Genomic DNA, 15,999 nt, shown 5'->3' on the forward strand with positions numbered 1-15,999 from the left:
CGGCCCAGCCAGAAACCAAACTCGCGCGCTACAACCTGGACAATGAACAACAAAAAAGCGAAGGCGAGCACGCTCCAAGCTGAGATCGCCGCCAGCACCTGCATTGTCCTACTCCTGTCTCCGGGAACCGATTCTGTGGTCGTGCCACTTCAACAGACACACCGTCATCTGGTTATTTGCGTCGCGTAGATAATGGCGCGATGCGAATGCCGCTGCCCGCCGTGGCCGTTCCCCGCACGCCGGACAGCGGGACGTCAGACATTCCCATGAGAGCTTGTGATACTGCACCCCATTCACCCGTCCCTGCAGGTCATGCTTTCAATCGGGCGGCCCGCCGAGTGACTGACGAGCGGGCCCCCGACGTGAGATTCAGTTCCCGGTCGGAAGCGGAATGGAAAACCCATCCTTTGCCAGAGCATCCCGGACGTATTTGAACTTCTCAAATTGTGAAAGTGTAATTGGTCCCGTATAGGACTCACTTTGTGGCGGACGTGGCGGATATTTGACATAGGTTGACATCAGTTGCTTGATTGCAGCGTTGATCGTTACCAGCACCCAGGTGTGCTCTGTATAGTTGTTCATGAATACGTCGTAGCGTTCCTGCGGGTCCTGCCACAGATCGAAGACCTGGGGGACGGTCGCGGCATATTCCTCCGGACCCTTCCAGCCAAGATTTGTGTCGACGGCAAGGCCGCCCGTTGCTTGCCCATCGCCGCCACGCAGGTTGAACACGGCCTTGTAATTGCCCACACGGGCAGCACCGGGGGTCAGCTCATTCTCCGTGAAGTAGAACCAGGAGTTTCTCGGCGATCCTCCCGTGCCGAACAACACGGGCGACAAATCAAAGCTGTCGAAGATTATCGGCTTCCCCTCTCGGTCGGTGTCGGGAAGCTTTGCTCCTCCGAGCGAGGCGAAGGTTGCCATATAGTCGAGACCGCCGACGATTTCGTCATTCTTGCCGTTTGGCTTGATGCCGGGACCCCAGGCAATGGAGGGGACGCGCGTGCCGCCTTCGCGGTCCGTTCCTTTCGTGCCGCGAAACGGCGTATAGCCCGCGTCTGGGTAAACGTCCTGCCAAGCCCCATTGTCAGTGGTCCAAAAGACATAAGTGTTTTTATCGAGGCCAAGGGCGCGCACCTTGTCCATGATCCGACCGATGCGGGTATCGTTTTCAACAATCGAGTCGGCGTATTTGGACTTCGACATCGATTTGTGAATGAATTCGGGTGCCGGCAGGTTTGGCTGATGCACCTTCATAAAGTTTATGCTCATGAAGAAGGGGGCAGAGCCCTTGGCGGCGCCGTCCAGATAGTCAAGCGAGGCCTTCTCCACATAGGCGTCGAAGAACGGAATGCCCACCACGCCCTTGTCCGGCGTGTTGACGTATTCGCCGTTGATCTTGAACTCCTCGGTCGGCTTCTCCCCGGCATTGCCTGACAACGCACCCTTGGTCACGCGCTGGAACATATCCCGTAATTTTGGATCCATGTCCGGGAACCACTTCGGATCGGCGTACGTGTAAGCGTTGAGATGATAAAGCCCACAGTATTTCATCACGTCGTAGCCCTGGGCGTTGGGCAGCGCATAATCCGCCTCGCCGAGATGCCATTTCCCGGTAAAGAAGGTATTGTAACCGGAGGTCTTGAGCACCGACGCCAGCGTCCACTCGGCGGCAGGCAAACCGCCGCCCTGGCCCTGGAAGGCGACCGTCGTCATGCCGCTGCGATTGGGGATGCGACCGGTCTGAATCGCCGCACGGCCAGGCGTGCAACTCGGCTGGGCGTAGGAGGAGGTGAACATCATCCCCTCTTCCGCCAGCCGGTCAAGATTCGGCGTCGGCATGCCTCGCGCTGCGCCGCCCAGATAGCAGCCGGCATCGCCCCAGCCGAAATCATCCGACACGATGAGGATGATGTTTGGCTTCTGCCCACCGGATGCGGTGACAGGGGCTGCGGCACCTGCCTCAGCGCTATCCGCGGGTGTCGCCGTGGTCTGCGCGCCAGCGGCGACCGTTAGAAGCGAAGTTGCCGCAGCGGTCGTGCCCAGCAGCACACCACGCCGGCCAATGCCCTTCGCAGGCCGGTCGGTCCTGTTCTCGTCCATTATCTGATCCCCTCATGATCTTGTCACGCAACGAAATCCAACATGGCTCGTCGACGTATCGACCGGCTGAGCATGACGTGCAGCCGGCCGGTAGCGGCGGCAGTAGTTGGGCGCACAAAGATGCGAACCGCCCTTGATGACCTTGCGTGGTATCCGGATATCCGGAAGCTGCGGGTCATAGCTCTCGGTCTCGGTACCGCCGCGCGGATTTTGCGGAATGCAGCACGCTTTCGGCGCGTCTGCTGCGTGGCGTTGTGACCACCAGTCCGCCGTCCATTCCCAAACGTTCCCGATCATGTCGTACAGACCGTAGCCGTTCGGAGGAAAGGCTCCGACGGGCGAGGTCCGCTTGTGCCCCGGCGCTCGCTGATGCGGGAATTCACCATGCCAGGTATTGGCCATAATGCGGCTATCGGGCATAAACGGCTCACCCCACGCATATTCTGCGCCGTCCAGGCCTCCGCGCGCGGCGAATTCCCATTCAGCCTCGGTCGGCAGGGCTTTCCCTGCCCAGGCCGCATAGGCCTGAGCATCGGCGAAGTTCACATGCACGACCGGATGATGATCCAGACCTTTGATATTGCTGCCAGGACCGTAAGGCGCGCGCCAGTTGGCGCCCGGCAGCAAGGTCCACCATTGGCCCCACGCGCGAAGATCGACGCGGCGTTTCGGTGGTGTGAAGACCAGGGAGCCGGCGAAGATCATCCCGGGTAGCGAACCAGGATAGTCGGCCGGGTCGGGCGCGATTTCGGCAAAGGTGACATGGCCGGTGGCGCGGACGAAGGCGGCGAACTGCCGGTTGGTGACCGGCGCCGCGTCAATCCAGAATCCGTCGACCGTCACGCGATGCACGGGCGCCTCTTCCGGATAATGACGGTCCGACCCCATGTGGAATGTCCCACCCTCGATCCGGACCACCTTGTGATCCAGGGGAGACCGACGAGATGAGGTCCGGAGCAAATCAGTTGTCATTTTATCTCCGCGGATCACACGTACAAACGATCTCGATGGTGTCACGCATATCGACTGACGCGGGATGGGACAGTCCCAAGGCTGCTTCCGCGATTTGACAAGCCGCAGGCCGACACGAAGAATTCGTTGGCAGGCCGTCGTGTCGGACGGACAAGCGGTTTCTTCCGTCCACCTACCGATTGGCGATGATGAAGCGCTCACCACGCAGGCATGATGGTGAGGAGGATTTGGTTAGGCTATGCAAAAACGGAAAATGTCACGGCCCTCCGGGGCGAGTGCCATCGGTGATGCTGGAGTTTTGCTAACCTATCCTGGCGAGCGTCCGCGAGGGGGACTCGCCATAGAGCTGGCGATAGGACACGGCAAATCGGCCCAACTCCCAAAATCCGAGATCCGTTGCAACGCCTGTTACAGACGTGACCTTGGGCGTCGCATGGAGCAGCGCCCGTCGCGCCATCTGCATTCTGCGGAGCCAGAGATAACGGTTGGGGCCCATCCCCAGATGTTCGAGACAACACGCTCTCAGCGTTCGTTCCGAGACGCCAATCGCGAGACACAATTCAGGAATGAAAATTGCGTGATCGCTTCGTGCGGCGATATGCGCGTGGAACCGGCGCATGATAAGGGCGTGGCGTCGCTCCGCTGATGCATCTGCCGTGTAGCGACTGGTTACAAGGCAGTTGACCAGTGCGTGGATAAGCTCCTGCTCTAAAGCCAAAGCGGCATTTGAATTTTTTATGATCTCCGGTGCAATGACTGCCAGGTTCCCCGCCGCGGCATGAAGATTGAGAAGCCGAGAAAACGCGGCCTGCTCGGGCTGAATGTGTTGGGTGCTTTTCGGAGAAGCCAGGTCGAGGCCGGCGAACTCGGAAAGAGAGGTGGCCGCAACAGCTGCCGGGAGTGACATGGCGGCGTAAGAAGCAGTGCCAGTTGTCCTCTGGAAGGTTGCTTCGGCGAGCGACATGAAAGCAAGCTGATTCTCACCGAGTTCGGTTTTTCCACGGAAGAACGGCGATCCTGGTTTGGTGCGGAAGAAGAAGACGGTCCGAGCGGGGTCGATACTCGTGTGCGCAACCCAAGCAAGATTGCTATGGAACCTTTGCATCCAAAGATCTTTGAAATCGATGCGGAGACGATCGGCTGCAAAATGGCCGCGCTCAGTGACCGTCAGCTGAACCCGTGAAGCTCTGATGGATGTCGCATATTCATCAGGATCCGAAAAATGCGCAACATCCAGAGAACCCATAAGACAGCTCCTATGGTAACCGGCCGATATCTGTACTTTGCAGCTTAGAACAATTCGGGTCGCTTCGACCCTGACGGTTCGGCTAGGCTTTCGACCTTCCTACCACTATCATAACGAGATCATTCCGCGCGCCACCCTCGGTTCAAAAACTTGTTATCAAATCATATTCTAGGAAGGTGCTGTGAACCTCTGCCCGCATGGACGACAAAAAGCGTGGCTTGTTGTTTTTTTTTGTTCTTCTTCATGGCGATCAACTTCGCAGATAAAGGTATTCTGGGATTGGCGGCCACGCCGATCATGCGCGATCTGAGATTGACCCATACCCAATTGGGGGCTGTTGGTCTTGGCTTCTTCAGTTTTTTTTCGATCAGCTCTATTGTATTCGGCCTGTTTATCAGGAAACTCTCGACCAAATGGACGCTCCTTGGCATGGTCGTTGCTTGGTCGTTATGCCAATGCCTTGTGCTTGTTTGGACCTCTTCGACCGGCCTTCTCGTCAGCCGTGTCCTGCTCGGCCTCGCGGACGGCGGCGCCTACCCGGTGGCTCTATATGCCGCGTATAAGTGGTTTCAGGATGATCGCCGTGCCTTGCCGACGAGCGTCATAGCAATTGGCGGAGCGGTTGGGAGCGGGCTTCTCGCGCCAGTCCTGGCTTTCCTCATTACTCAATTGTCTTGGCGCGAGACGTTTGGAATTCTGTCGGCTGCGGGCCTGTTCTGGTGTGGAGCATGGATGATCTTCGGGCTGGAAGGCCCGGGAAAGGAGGTCGGTTCCTCCAAACCTCAGCCGGGGGCGCAGAAAATTCCGGTCTACCTCCTGCTCACAAGCCGCACTGTCCTCGGGGCACAACTGTCCGGCTTCTGCGCGTATTGGCTGCTGACCCTGGCAGTCCTTTGGCTGCCTGCCTATCTGAGCGAGCGGTTTGGCTTCAGCTTGCACGCCGTCGCCAATATCGTTGTTCTGCTAACACTTTGCCAGATTACGGTCGCTCCGGCTATTTGCGGCCTCTCCCAGCATCTTGTCCGCAATGGCGTCAGCACTCGCTATGCACGAGGATTCGTCGCAGGACTTTCCGTGATGGCGGCGGGGTCCATGACCATCCTCTTCCCTCGCCTCTCGGGGGCGTTGTTCCCGATCGGCTGCCTGCTCGCCGCTTTTTCCGTAGGGGCCGTCATTTTGGTCCTCGGGCAGGTCATCGTGGCGCAGGTCGCCCCGCCTAGCCAGCGCGGTCTCGTTATGGGGGTCACGAATGCTGTCATGACCTTCGCGGGTCCGTTGGCAAGCCTGTCGATGGGTTTCATCGCTGATCGGCAATGGGGCGGCATGCGGGGCTTCGACGCGGGCTTCACTCTCGTCGGTGCCATGGTCCTCGTCGGAGGTTTTCTCGGTATCCTCCTGATGAATCCAGCATTGGATCGCCACCGATTGGGCCCATCCACCTAGGCTCCGAATCGACGGGGTCGCATCTGGCTTTCCACAGGCGACTCTCCGAAGGCGTCGTAATAGTCTTCGGAGAAGCGCGCGAGGTCGGCAAATCCGAATTCCTTGGCCAATTCGGAGATGTCGCCGGGGGCGGAACCGGTTTGAAGAAGCCGTTTGCGAAGAAGGCGCAGGCGTCGCAGCAGAATATAGCGTCCAGCGCTCACCCCTAGAAAGCCTGAACAGTAGCTTCTGAGATCTTCGGTGGAGACCCTGAGCTTCGCCTGGAGTTCGCTCATGGAGACAGGCCAGTTCTGCGGGTCCGATATCAGGTCTTCGAAGCGTCGCATGACAGCTTGGCCCGGCACCGTTGCAGGCGACTGGCCGCTGACGTCCACCAAACAGGGGACAAGCGCGAGCAGCAGTTCATGTTCTATTGAACGGGCCAGTTCATGGCTCCCGAGGGACGCTGGTCTCGTTTTGGAGAGCCGTGCAATGCGGCTGTGGAAACGGAGGAGGTGAGTGGACAGTTTCAGATCGGGGCGGAGAACCTGAGTTGTGCGCGGTGGAACAAGACCCTCCCCGGCAAATGCGCTTCCGAACGACGCCAAAAACTCCGACGCCACAGCAACGACACCCCAATGGCTGACGGCCGGCACCCTCTGGTGGAACCTCTCTCCCGGTGCATGATAGAGGAACTGACCAAAAGGAATGTGACGGCCATTCCAGATAATCTCCTTACCCCGCCCTTTTGCGAAGGAGACGAACACCGAGTCTGGAGGAAGAGCCAGGTAGGCGATCCGCGCGAGATCTTCGGTGACATCCAGAATCAAAGCATTAGGAAGCTTCGCCCAGGTCACACGCGCGTCAAACGGGCCCGGCTCGGTAAAGACGAATTTGATCTCACCGGCGGGCAGCCAGGCTTCGCAATCGTCCAAATCTTCCAGGCGTATGGCACCGGCTCCTGACATGAAACCCTCCCTCGCAAAGGGGAACCGGCAGGCGGGAGGGTATTCGGCGATCGGATTGCCATGACGTGACAGACGCCTGATCCCAATGCCCCCAAAACAGGCCGTCGGTATCGGCAAGAACGGAGGTGGCCAAGCGCAGGAACTTCGCCACCTCCGCCGCAGCGCACAAGAAATTGGATATTGTGCACTTCGATCCAGCGACTCTTGCAAGCCGGGTCTGGGACGTCTAGCTCAGATCCACTTGCTATCCTGGCACTCACTGATGAACGTCGGTGGCCACAATCGGGTAGATCACCGCATTCGAAGCCGTCAGTGGGGCGCCGTCTTGGTGACCTGTCGCGTAGGCCATCGTTGCCTTCATCTGACCTTCGACCGTGCCATCAACGACAATCGGCGTTCCAGCGACGGACTGAAGCGTCACGACCTTTCCGGCGAACTCCGATGCCGGATGAAGACCGAAGACCGCCTGGGACCGAACGATCGCCTGCAGGCGCTGCCGGTTGACGGACTTGTTCGCACCCTCGCCCTTCAGGATGCCACGCCACATCGCGTTCAGCTTGTCAAAGCCGTCATTGGTGAGGGCGAACACCGTATACTGATTGGTCGCCGCCGCTGGGCCGAGGCCCGCATTCTGCACAAGCGACATCCATTCGCTCAGCTGTGGGTTTGACGCCATCACCGAGACCGCATTCTGCGCACGGGCCGGCGGGGCTGCCATTAATCCACCGCCAAAGACCAAGGCGGCGGCGGCTGCAACCATCATGATTTTATGTTTCTGAGCCGTCATATTCATCGTCTCCCCTCGCGCTCCTAAAGAATATGAAGTGACCGCGACCGGCATCTGGGCCCGTCGCTGCATCCTTGTCCGGCTAAGCCTTGCACCAAGTCACACACGCCCAAGTCGAGCGCTCCTTCGCCGGCCGGGATCGCTTCGAAATGGTGTCTAGCAAGGACTGAGACTCTGCCATCTTCGTTCGCAGCGCTATGCAAAAGCGGAAAGCCGGAATGTTTTGTTCAGTTTGCGCCTCGCCGAGGTCCGGCTGCTTCAGGCACATTGAACAAAATTCCTGTGCCTGCGGGCACCGGCAATGGCCGGCTCGCAGACGGGGCAGTACGCTCAGCCTTTCGTCGAAGTTTCGGAGCCAATTCGATAGGACAGAGCCGGGTCAGCCCGCGCGAGAGGAATGTTGTGATGCAGCACAGCGAATCCGCATAGCGTGAGACAAACCCCAGCGCCAGGCTGAACCCTCTGCACGATGCGTGCCGTGCCGGCTGATCTCCATCCGTCGGGGCAGGAAATCGACGCTTCGGCCCTTCTTCCCCGGCCAGTACAGGGACCTGGATGGCGAGCGGCACTCTTCGCCCGCTCGAAGGTCGCGTCGTTTGCGCGACATTTGATTGACCGACAAGACATCTTGCCCAATATTCATGGCTGCCGTTGGCCCAACAGGAGATGCCTATGACTGCAACTCCCGACGCATGGGAACTGATCCATGAGCGGAAGCTTCCAGCAAAGAAGGCTGCCGAGATACTTGGTCTCACAAGGCACCAACTTTATGAACGCCTGGAATCTTTGAAGTTGCAGCGCGAAAGGACTTCCTGCGAAATCCATGCTCGGGCTCCGGCGGCTGAAATAATGTCCGGCCTCGACGGCGAGGCGCGAGCAGAGGCACGCGCAGTCGCCCTTTTCGCCCAAGGCTATCAAGCCAAAGAGGTGGCGAAAAAAGTGCGGCGCCCCGTCAGTTGGGTGCTTGCGCTCAGGATGTCCATGACGATCGGCTGAAACATAGTCGCGAAGACTTCACGCTGATCTTGCGAGATCATCCGACTTTCAGCCTCGTGGTCTGCGAGCAGGCGCTGGCGGTTAGCCTGAGAACCGACTAGTAAATGAAAGAACAGCAGACGCCCAACGCCACAGTCAAGGAAGACACGGAAAATACCGTAGCGTGCCACTCGCATCGTTAGGACATAATAAGCCCGCCATCCACGTTGATCGTCTGTCCCGTGATATAGGCCGCATCGGAACCAGCGAGAAAGGCCACCAATCCGGCAACATCCTCTCCCGTACCGGCGCGGCCCATCGGTATATTCTCGACCCATTCGGCCATCAACTCGCCCGGTCCGTAGTTGCCCAGAAGTTTGCCCCAGGCTGCGTCATTATACGCCCACATGTCGGTCTCAATAATACCGGGGCAGAAAGCATTGACGGTAATCCGCTCCTTGGCGACCTCCTTAGCCAGGCTCTGGGTAATTCCAACAACGCCGAACTTGCTTGCTGCATAATGAGGTGTGAAGACAAATCCCTGACGCGCCTGCCCGGAAGCGGTGTTGATCAATCTTCCGCCGTTGCCATGTTTTCGCATGCGCGCGATCGCCGCCTGACAACAGAGGAAAACGCCTTTCGTGTTGACCGCCATGACACGGTCCCACTCGCTCTCGGTCATGTCTTCGATCCGGGCTATCGTGATCACGCCGGCATTCTGAACAGATATATCGACCCGCCCGAACTCCGTCTCCGCCAAATCATAGATCTTTCCGACATCGGATACCGATGTCACGTCAGAGACGATCGACACGGCCCGCCCCCCTTGGGCGTTGATGGCGTCTGCGACAACGGCGACCGACTGCTCATTTGCCGCGAGAACCACAGCCGCACCCTCCCGGGCGAACCGATGCGCGATCGCGGCGCCGATGCCGCGGCTGGCACCCGTCACAACCGCCACTCTATTGTCGAGTGATCCCATTCCCGTCTCTCCCGCTTCTTCCTCAGTCCTCCGCGGCATCAAGCCGCGCGGCTGTATATTGATCTGTCACCAACACGTCGATGAGCTTCCCACGCATAGCCCCCAGAAGAGCCTCCACCTTCCGTTGGCCACCGGCCACGCCGACAACGCGTCGAGCCCGCCGTAACTGATCGAGGCCGATGCCGATGACCCGCTCCTGAAAGGCGGAGGGCACTTGCTTGCCGTTCCGATCAAAAAAGTTCAGGCAGATATCCCCAACCGCGCCCATGCGCGCGAGTTCAGCCAGTTCATTGGACGTAAAAACGTTGCCGCTGTCCTTCAACAGCTTTGAAGGCTCGACCGCACCAATCCCGACAAGGGCAAGGGTAATCTGCGGAAAATAGGTCAAAGTCTCCCGCACGAAGGCGTCGTCGGTCAGCGCTTTTTTGGCCGCCTTGGAACTGGTGACACCCTGCGTCGGCAAATGCTGCGGCTGTGCTCCAATCAGCTGCGCCAATCGCCGGGTGAGGTTCGTCGCATGCGTCTGCACGCTAGGGTCACCCATGCCGCCGAGAATTTGCACGACACGGCCGGCGGCCAGGCGGCGCTGTGGATGGATATTCTCGACAGTATGCAGCAAGGATTCGCTCCAGGAGGAAATCCCCACAATTTCGCCCGCCTGCAGTGTCGTCTCCAGATAGAGCGCCGCCGCTTCGCCCATCCTGCGTAGGATTTGCCCCTCTCTATCCTCGGAGCATTCGGCGATGATCACCTCCGTCATGCCGAACTTCCGGCACAGGCTTTCCTCCAGCTCGGGAAAGGTGCCTGGCGGCGTGTGAACGCTGATGCGGACCACGTTCTCCTCCCGCGCCCGGCGTAGCAGACGCGAGATCGTCGCTTGAGAGATGGTCAGCCGCGCCGCGATATCCGCCTGCTTTACATCCTCCAGGTAGTACATTCGCGCGACGCGGGCGATCAGGCGGAGTTCATCATTCCGAGGCAAGAGCGGTCCTTCACCAGCATACAAAGCCGCCATCGACCAAAAGATCGACCCCCGTGCAGAAGGACGCGGCGCGACTGAGCAGGAATACGGCCGGACCCACCAACTCGTCTACGGTCGCCATGCGGCCCATCGGGGTATCCGCCTCGAACTGCTTCACCTGCTCAGCCACTTCAGGCCGAATATTCATCGGCGTCGCCGTGTATCCAGGGCTGATCGAGTTCACCCGAAGGCCGCGGTCGCTCCATTCCATGGCAAGGCTGCGCGAGAGATGGATAACCGCTGCCTTGGCGCTATTGTAATGGGCCTGTAGCAGGCCGCGATTGACGATCACGCCCGACATCGAGGCGATATTGACGATCGCGCCACGCCGGCGTGGCAGCATGACCCGGGCCTCGGCCTGGCAGGAGAGAAAGACGCCGGTGACATTGACGTCGTACATCCGCTGCCACTGCGCCTGCTCCATAGCCTCAGCCGGTGCGGCATTGGCAATGCCCGCGCAGTTCAGGGCGATGGAAACCGGCCCAAGCGCCTCGGCCATCTCCACCGCTCGCGCCAAATCTTCCGCCTTGGTCACATCACCACGAGCCGCGACGCCGCGCCGGCCAAGCGCGAGGATCCGCGCGACGGTCTCATCCAGCCCCGGACTGGCCGCCAGATCGAAGCAGGCCACGTCGGCGCCCGCTTCGGCTAAGCCCACCGCCAGACGTTGGCCGATGCCGCTGCCCGCCCCGGTCACCATAGCCACCTCACCGCGCAGGCTGAATAGATCGGTCATCACCGTCACCCCTTGTCCTTCTACGCCGTCGCCAACGCCATGACGGCGAGATTGCTGGCCTCATCCCGGTCGAGCACACCCATCTGGCGGCCGCGCGCCAGCACCATCACCCGATGCGCAAGGCCAAGCACCTCTTCAAGATCAGAGCTGACCACCACCACCGCCATGCCGCTTTTCGCAAGATCGGCGATCACTTCGTAGATTGCGGCACGAGCGCCGACATCGATGCCCCGCGTTGGCTCGTCCAGAATGAAGACTTTGGGTGTCCGAGCGACCCAGCGGGCGATGACCACCTTCTGCTGATTGCCGCCCGACAGATAGCGCGCCTGTTGCTCCACCCTGCCCTTCACGCCCAGCCGCTCGATCATTCGACTGCCGAAATCGCGGATCTTCGCCGGGTCAATCCAACCATGGCCGCCCAATCGATCCATATTGCCCAGCGCCAGATTGTCGCCGACCGAATGCTCCAGCAGCACCCCCTGCCCTTTGCGATCCTCCGGCACCAGTACGATGCCAGCCGCAATGGCCTCGGCTGGCCCGGACAGCGCCAGGCGCGTCCCGTCCAGGGTGATCGTCCCGGCCGAGACAGGATCGGCGCCAGCGATCGCGCGGACCAACTCGGTCCGCCCAGCACCGACGATGCCGGCGATGCCGAAAATCTCCCCTTCACGGACGGTGAAGGTGACGTCGGAGAAAGCACCCGCCGCCGAGCATAGCCCCTGGACCTGCAGCACCTCCCGTGGGCGCGGTTCCGTCATATGCGGAAACAACCTGTCAATGTTGCGGCCAACCATGTCCCGCAACAGCACATTCACCGGAATCTGCGCGGTCTCGTGCTCGGCGACCCCCAGGCCATCACGCAAGACGACGATGCGATCCGCGATGCGGGCAATTTCCTCGAGCCGATGACTGATGTAAATGAAGGAATAACCTTCGCTGCGCAGTGACTCTATCTGTTCGAACAGCCTGGCCGTTTCATTGCCGCCAAGCGCGGCCGTCGGTTCATCCAGGATGAGCAACCTGGCCTTCAGTGTCAGTGCCTTGGCGATCTCCACCTGCTGCTGTGCGGCCACGCGAAGATGGCGCACGGGAGTGTCGGGCGAGATATCAAGCCCCAGTCTCTGCAATTGCTCGGACGCGCGACGGCGCATCTGCTCGCGGTCGATGTGGCCGGCGGTCATCGGCAGACGGCCCACAAAGACGTTCTCGGCAATTGTCAAATCCGGTAGGAGTCGCATCTCCTGGTGGATAAGCCCCACACCATGCGCCATCGCATCCCCGGGTGACGTCGGGGCGTAAGGCTTCCCTTCCCACTCCATCGTCCCCGCATCCGGCATGATGAGACCGGCGATAATGGCGGAAATTGTCGATTTCCCGGCGCCGTTCTCCCCCAGTAGCGCAACCACCTCTCCCTCCCGCACCGTCAGATTGACGTTCTGCAGAACGGTCGTGCCCGCAAAGGCCTTGCACACCCCGTTGACGGAGAGGCGCACCCGGCGCCCCTCCGTCTGCGAGGGTGAGGTCTCCGGCTGCATTGTTGCGACCCCCATGCGATCAGGCTCTCAGGGATGCTGCGCGATGAAGGGCGCGACATTGTCCTTCGTCGTCAACACCGCAGATTGAAGCTGCTCCTTAGGCAGCGTCTTGCCGGCAATCATTTCCATAGCCGAATCGACGGCAAGCCGCCCCATCGCCTGAGTTTTTTGAGTCATGGTCGCCGCGAGAACGCCGTCCCTGACGGCAAGAAGACCGGCAGTGTCCCCGTCGAAGCCGACGACGATAACCGGATGGCCGAGATTGGCGACCTTCACGGCCTGAGCCGCACCCAGGGCCAGCGCATCGGCGCGACCGAAGAAGATCGTGATGTCAGGATGCCGTTGCAGCATATCCTGCGCAATATTGAAGCCTTCCGACTGCGACCATTCCTGGCTCGCCTGTTTCGCGACCTGCTTGATGCCCGGGCAATTGGCCATCGCTTCGTTGAAGCCCTTGTTGCGATCCATCTCAGGCGTCGTACCCAACTGGCCCTGGATGATCGCCAGAACGCCCTTGCCGCCCGAGATCTTGCAAACATAGTCGCCCAACGTCTTGGCGGCCTGAACGCTGTTGGTGGCGATAAAGGTGTTGGCCGGCGCGTCTGGCGCGTTGCGGTCCACGGCGATCACAGGGATATGGGCGGCCTGAGCGGCGCGCACCGGCACGCCGGCGGCAGTCGCCCCAGCCGGAATGTATATGATCGCCTTCACGCCGCGGGTGATCAAATCCTGGATCTGGTTCACCTGCGTCGCACTGTCACCATGCGCATCGACAACGACGACCTTGACGCCCTTGAGCTTGGCTTCGGCCTCAACCGACTGTTTGATCTGATTGAAGAAATTCGCTTGAAGATTGGCGACGGCGAGCCCGATGGTGGGTTCGTCGGCCCGTGCGGCGCTCGAACCCGCCAGCGGCAAGGCGGCAAGGCCGACAAAGGCGCCAGCGGTCAGAACGGTGGCAAGCAGCTTGTTCTTGAGCATATTTCCCTCGGTTTTTGTTATCTTTGAAAGGCACGTCATCCCCTGGGCGTTTCGCCCACGGGTATAGTCCCTCAGGCTCCCCGTCGACGGAACTTGTCGATGGTGACAGCGGCCGCGATGACACAGCCGATGATGACCTGCTGGATAAACGGTGAAACGCCGATCAGATTGAGCCCGTTGTGCAGGACGCCGATGATGAGGACACCAACAACGGTGCCGCCAATGCCGCCGATGCCGCCGGACAGACTGGCGCCGCCGATCACGACGGCCGCGATGGCATCAAGCTCATAGCCGAGGCCGGCGCTCGGCTGAGACGAGTCAAGCCGCGCGGAGAGTACCAAGCCCGCGAGACCTGCAAGCACGCCCGAAGCGATATAGACCCAGACCGTCAGGGGCTGCACCTTGATGCCGGCGAGACGTGCCACTTCCGGATTGCCGCCGATCGCATAGAGGCTGCGTCCCGTCGCGCGGTAACGCAAGAAAACCCACCCGCCAAGCGCAAGCAGGATGAACATCGCCACGGTGACGGACAGAAAGCCCAGATGCCGGACGGTCGCGAGTTGGGTGAACCAGTTCGGATATCCCACCACCTGCTGGCCGCCCGTCGTGAGATTGGCCAAGCCGCGTGCGACCGACATAACCGTCAAGGTCGCGATGAAGGGCGGCAGCTTCGCCCGCGTGATCAGTATTCCATTCACCAGCCCACAGAGGCCACCCGCGATCAGGGCCAGGATGGCCGCAGGAACATAGGGAATGCTGTAGTCCTGCGGCAGCCAGCCGAAAACCATACAGGAGACCGCGAGAATCGAGCCGACCGAAAGATCAATGCCGCCGATGATGATCACGCCGGTCATGCCGAGCGCCAAAATGCCAAGAACAGTGACCTGATCGATGACATTGAGGAAATTTCGGGCTGACAGAAAGACGTCGCTGGTCGACGAGAAGACAATGCACAGTATGACAAGCCCGATCAGCGGTCCCTGCGATCCCGCCAGCAGCCGCGCGAGGACCGCGCGCTTCATCGTGGGCGTTGTGCTTGTCCGTGCTGTGGCGGAGGTCGACATCGTTCTTCCCTTCACGCGGACATGGGAGCCGACGCCCGGCGAGATGAGCCGGAGCGCGCACGGTCCACGGCCGCTCTCCAATGCGCGCGTTGGTTCGCGCGGTCGGTTTCATGCATGTCTGGAAACAGGCTGTCCCGGGATCTGGGAAGGCCCCGCAGTGCAGACCGGTCCCAAATGCCTGCGGCATATCCCGCCAGATGGGCCACACCGAGCGCTGACAACTCTGCGGCGAGCGAACGGTGGATGACGCAGCCCAGAATATCCGCCTGCATTTGCATCAGGCTGCGGTTGCTGCTGGGACCGCCATCCGTGAAAAGCTCCGTCACCTGGCCAACATTTTGGCCGATCACGTCGACGACATCAGAGACCTGCTCCACCACGGCCTCCATCGCGGCCCGCGCAAGCTGTCCGGGGCCGGTATCCAGCGCGATATTGCTCAACAAGCCGACGGCATCGCGGTCCCACCAGGGCGCGCCAAGGCCGGTAAAGCCGGGCACCAGCACAGCGCCGCGACTATCTGAGCGGGCGCCAAGCTCCGTCATTGTCTCGACGCTCATGCCAAGGATGCCGGCCATCCAGCGCAGAGCCGCCCCCGTCGCACGAATATTTCCTTCGGCGGCGTAGGCTGGCTGCTCCCCGCCGATCTGCCACCCAATGGTCAGGCAAGCACCAGCGCCAAGGGCGCCGGGACGGTCGATCAATCCCATGACCGAGGATCCGGTGCCGTAGGTCACCTTGACTTGCCCTGGAGTGAAGGCGCCATGCGCGAAGAGCGCTGCGTGAGAGTCCCCCATCACCGCAAGAACCGGCGTGCCGTCCAATATCGGCGACAGACCACGCGTTGCCGGGAAAGGCCCTGTCGAGGGCGTCAGCCGTGGCAGGGCGGCGGACGGGATGTGAAACAGCGCAAGCAGATCATCGTCCCACGTTGCCTTTGCAACATCGAGAAGCTGCGTGCGGGACGCATTACCGATTTCAGTGACCGGATCGCCCCCGAACTGACTGAGGAGCCAGGCGTCGATCGTGCCTATCACCAACCGTCCATCCCGTGCCGCCTTGGCAGCGGCGCTGTGGTTCCGCAGGAGCCAGGCTGCCTTCACAGCTGAGAACATCGGGTCCAGCGGCAAGCCGCTTCGCGCCCGCACCAGTGCCTCCGCCTCCACGCTCCGCAGTTCGTTGCAGAGCCCTGCCGTTCGCTGGTCCTGCC

The 15,999-nt window shown here is 60.6% G+C and carries 14 protein-coding genes; 2 read left to right on the plus strand and 12 right to left on the minus strand.

The window, feature by feature from the left end; all coding sequences use genetic code 11:
• Positions 1 to 369: 369 nt before the first annotated feature.
• The 3 genes from VL752_RS20485 to VL752_RS20495 form a co-directional block, all read right to left on the minus strand.
• Entirely contained in the window at positions 370 to 2,103 is a 1,734-nt protein-coding gene (locus VL752_RS20485) for an arylsulfatase (RefSeq protein WP_325358196.1), read from the minus strand.
• A 12-nt stretch (positions 2,104 to 2,115) separates the two neighbouring features.
• Entirely contained in the window at positions 2,116 to 3,075 is a 960-nt protein-coding gene (locus VL752_RS20490) for a formylglycine-generating enzyme family protein (RefSeq protein WP_325358223.1), read from the minus strand.
• 301 nt (positions 3,076 to 3,376) lie between these two features.
• Positions 3,377 to 4,321 carry a helix-turn-helix domain-containing protein gene (locus VL752_RS20495; protein ID WP_325358198.1) on the minus strand — a complete coding sequence of 315 codons (945 nt, stop codon included), beginning with the start codon at positions 4,319 to 4,321 and terminating at the stop codon, positions 3,377 to 3,379.
• A 243-nt stretch (positions 4,322 to 4,564) separates the two neighbouring features.
• Between VL752_RS20495 and VL752_RS20500 the strand changes: the two genes are divergently transcribed.
• Positions 4,565 to 5,764 carry an MFS transporter gene (locus VL752_RS20500; RefSeq protein ID WP_325358201.1) on the plus strand — a complete coding sequence of 400 codons (1,200 nt, stop codon included), beginning with the start codon at positions 4,565 to 4,567 and terminating at the stop codon, positions 5,762 to 5,764.
• Here VL752_RS20500 and VL752_RS20505 read toward each other — a convergent pair.
• Positions 5,761 to 6,711: a helix-turn-helix domain-containing protein gene (locus VL752_RS20505; RefSeq protein ID WP_325358203.1), complete on the minus strand. Its 951-nt coding sequence runs from the start codon at positions 6,709 to 6,711 to the stop codon at positions 5,761 to 5,763. The two genes, VL752_RS20500 and VL752_RS20505, sit on opposite strands and share 4 nt — an antisense overlap.
• Before the next feature lie 256 nt (positions 6,712 to 6,967).
• Entirely contained in the window at positions 6,968 to 7,504 is a 537-nt protein-coding gene (locus VL752_RS20510; RefSeq protein WP_325358204.1) for a fasciclin domain-containing protein, read from the minus strand.
• A 666-nt stretch (positions 7,505 to 8,170) separates the two neighbouring features.
• Between VL752_RS20510 and VL752_RS20515 the strand changes: the two genes are divergently transcribed.
• Entirely contained in the window at positions 8,171 to 8,494 is a 324-nt protein-coding gene (locus tag VL752_RS20515) for a hypothetical protein (RefSeq protein ID WP_325358206.1), read from the plus strand.
• Positions 8,495 to 8,672: 178 nt separating this feature from the next.
• Here VL752_RS20515 and VL752_RS20520 read toward each other — a convergent pair whose 3' ends face one another.
• The 7 genes from VL752_RS20520 to VL752_RS20550 all read right to left on the minus strand — a co-directional run.
• Positions 8,673 to 9,455, minus strand: coding sequence for an SDR family oxidoreductase (locus VL752_RS20520; RefSeq protein ID WP_325358208.1), 783 nt, complete (start codon positions 9,453 to 9,455; stop codon positions 8,673 to 8,675).
• Between the two features lie 22 nt (positions 9,456 to 9,477).
• Complete coding sequence (locus VL752_RS20525) at positions 9,478 to 10,437, minus strand: sugar-binding transcriptional regulator (protein WP_325358210.1); 960 nt, start codon at positions 10,435 to 10,437, stop codon at positions 9,478 to 9,480.
• 10 nt (positions 10,438 to 10,447) lie between these two features.
• Entirely contained in the window at positions 10,448 to 11,212 is a 765-nt protein-coding gene (locus tag VL752_RS20530) for an SDR family oxidoreductase (protein WP_325358212.1), read from the minus strand.
• Positions 11,213 to 11,232: 20 nt separating this feature from the next.
• Complete coding sequence (locus tag VL752_RS20535; protein WP_325358214.1) at positions 11,233 to 12,762, minus strand: sugar ABC transporter ATP-binding protein; 1,530 nt, start codon at positions 12,760 to 12,762, stop codon at positions 11,233 to 11,235.
• A gap of 12 nt (positions 12,763 to 12,774) precedes the next feature.
• Positions 12,775 to 13,728 carry a sugar ABC transporter substrate-binding protein gene (locus VL752_RS20540; RefSeq protein ID WP_325358216.1) on the minus strand — a complete coding sequence of 318 codons (954 nt, stop codon included), beginning with the start codon at positions 13,726 to 13,728 and terminating at the stop codon, positions 12,775 to 12,777.
• A gap of 71 nt (positions 13,729 to 13,799) precedes the next feature.
• Positions 13,800 to 14,792 (minus strand): ABC transporter permease, encoded by a 993-nt coding sequence (locus VL752_RS20545; RefSeq protein WP_325358218.1) that lies wholly within the window; start codon positions 14,790 to 14,792, stop codon positions 13,800 to 13,802.
• 11 nt (positions 14,793 to 14,803) lie between these two features.
• Positions 14,804 to 15,999: FGGY-family carbohydrate kinase (locus VL752_RS20550; RefSeq protein ID WP_325358221.1), on the minus strand; the 1,196-nt coding region annotated here is incomplete at its 5' end.

This window comes from Acidisoma sp. (assembly GCF_035492295.1).
Lineage (GTDB): Bacteria > Pseudomonadota > Alphaproteobacteria > Acetobacterales > Acetobacteraceae > Acidisoma.

Excerpts from the sequence above, each read along its gene's own strand:
- VL752_RS20540 (WP_325358216.1), bottom strand. The coding sequence starts at position 13,728 with ATGCTCAAGAACAAGCTGCTTGCCACCGTTCTGACCGCTGGCGCCTTT.
- VL752_RS20510 (WP_325358204.1), bottom strand. The coding sequence starts at position 7,504 with ATGAATATGACGGCTCAGAAACATAAAATCATGATGGTTGCAGCCGCC.
- VL752_RS20500 (WP_325358201.1), top strand. The coding sequence starts at position 4,565 with ATGGCGATCAACTTCGCAGATAAAGGTATTCTGGGATTGGCGGCCACG.
- VL752_RS20535 (WP_325358214.1), bottom strand. The coding sequence starts at position 12,762 with ATGGGGGTCGCAACAATGCAGCCGGAGACCTCACCCTCGCAGACGGAG.
- VL752_RS20545 (WP_325358218.1), bottom strand. The coding sequence starts at position 14,792 with ATGTCGACCTCCGCCACAGCACGGACAAGCACAACGCCCACGATGAAG.
- VL752_RS20495 (WP_325358198.1), bottom strand. The coding sequence starts at position 4,321 with ATGGGTTCTCTGGATGTTGCGCATTTTTCGGATCCTGATGAATATGCG.
- VL752_RS20505 (WP_325358203.1), bottom strand. The coding sequence starts at position 6,711 with ATGTCAGGAGCCGGTGCCATACGCCTGGAAGATTTGGACGATTGCGAA.
- VL752_RS20520 (WP_325358208.1), bottom strand. The coding sequence starts at position 9,455 with ATGGGATCACTCGACAATAGAGTGGCGGTTGTGACGGGTGCCAGCCGC.
- VL752_RS20515 (WP_325358206.1), top strand. The coding sequence starts at position 8,171 with ATGACTGCAACTCCCGACGCATGGGAACTGATCCATGAGCGGAAGCTT.
- VL752_RS20485 (WP_325358196.1), bottom strand. The coding sequence starts at position 2,103 with ATGGACGAGAACAGGACCGACCGGCCTGCGAAGGGCATTGGCCGGCGT.
- VL752_RS20490 (WP_325358223.1), bottom strand. The coding sequence starts at position 3,075 with ATGACAACTGATTTGCTCCGGACCTCATCTCGTCGGTCTCCCCTGGAT.
- VL752_RS20530 (WP_325358212.1), bottom strand. The coding sequence starts at position 11,212 with ATGACCGATCTATTCAGCCTGCGCGGTGAGGTGGCTATGGTGACCGGG.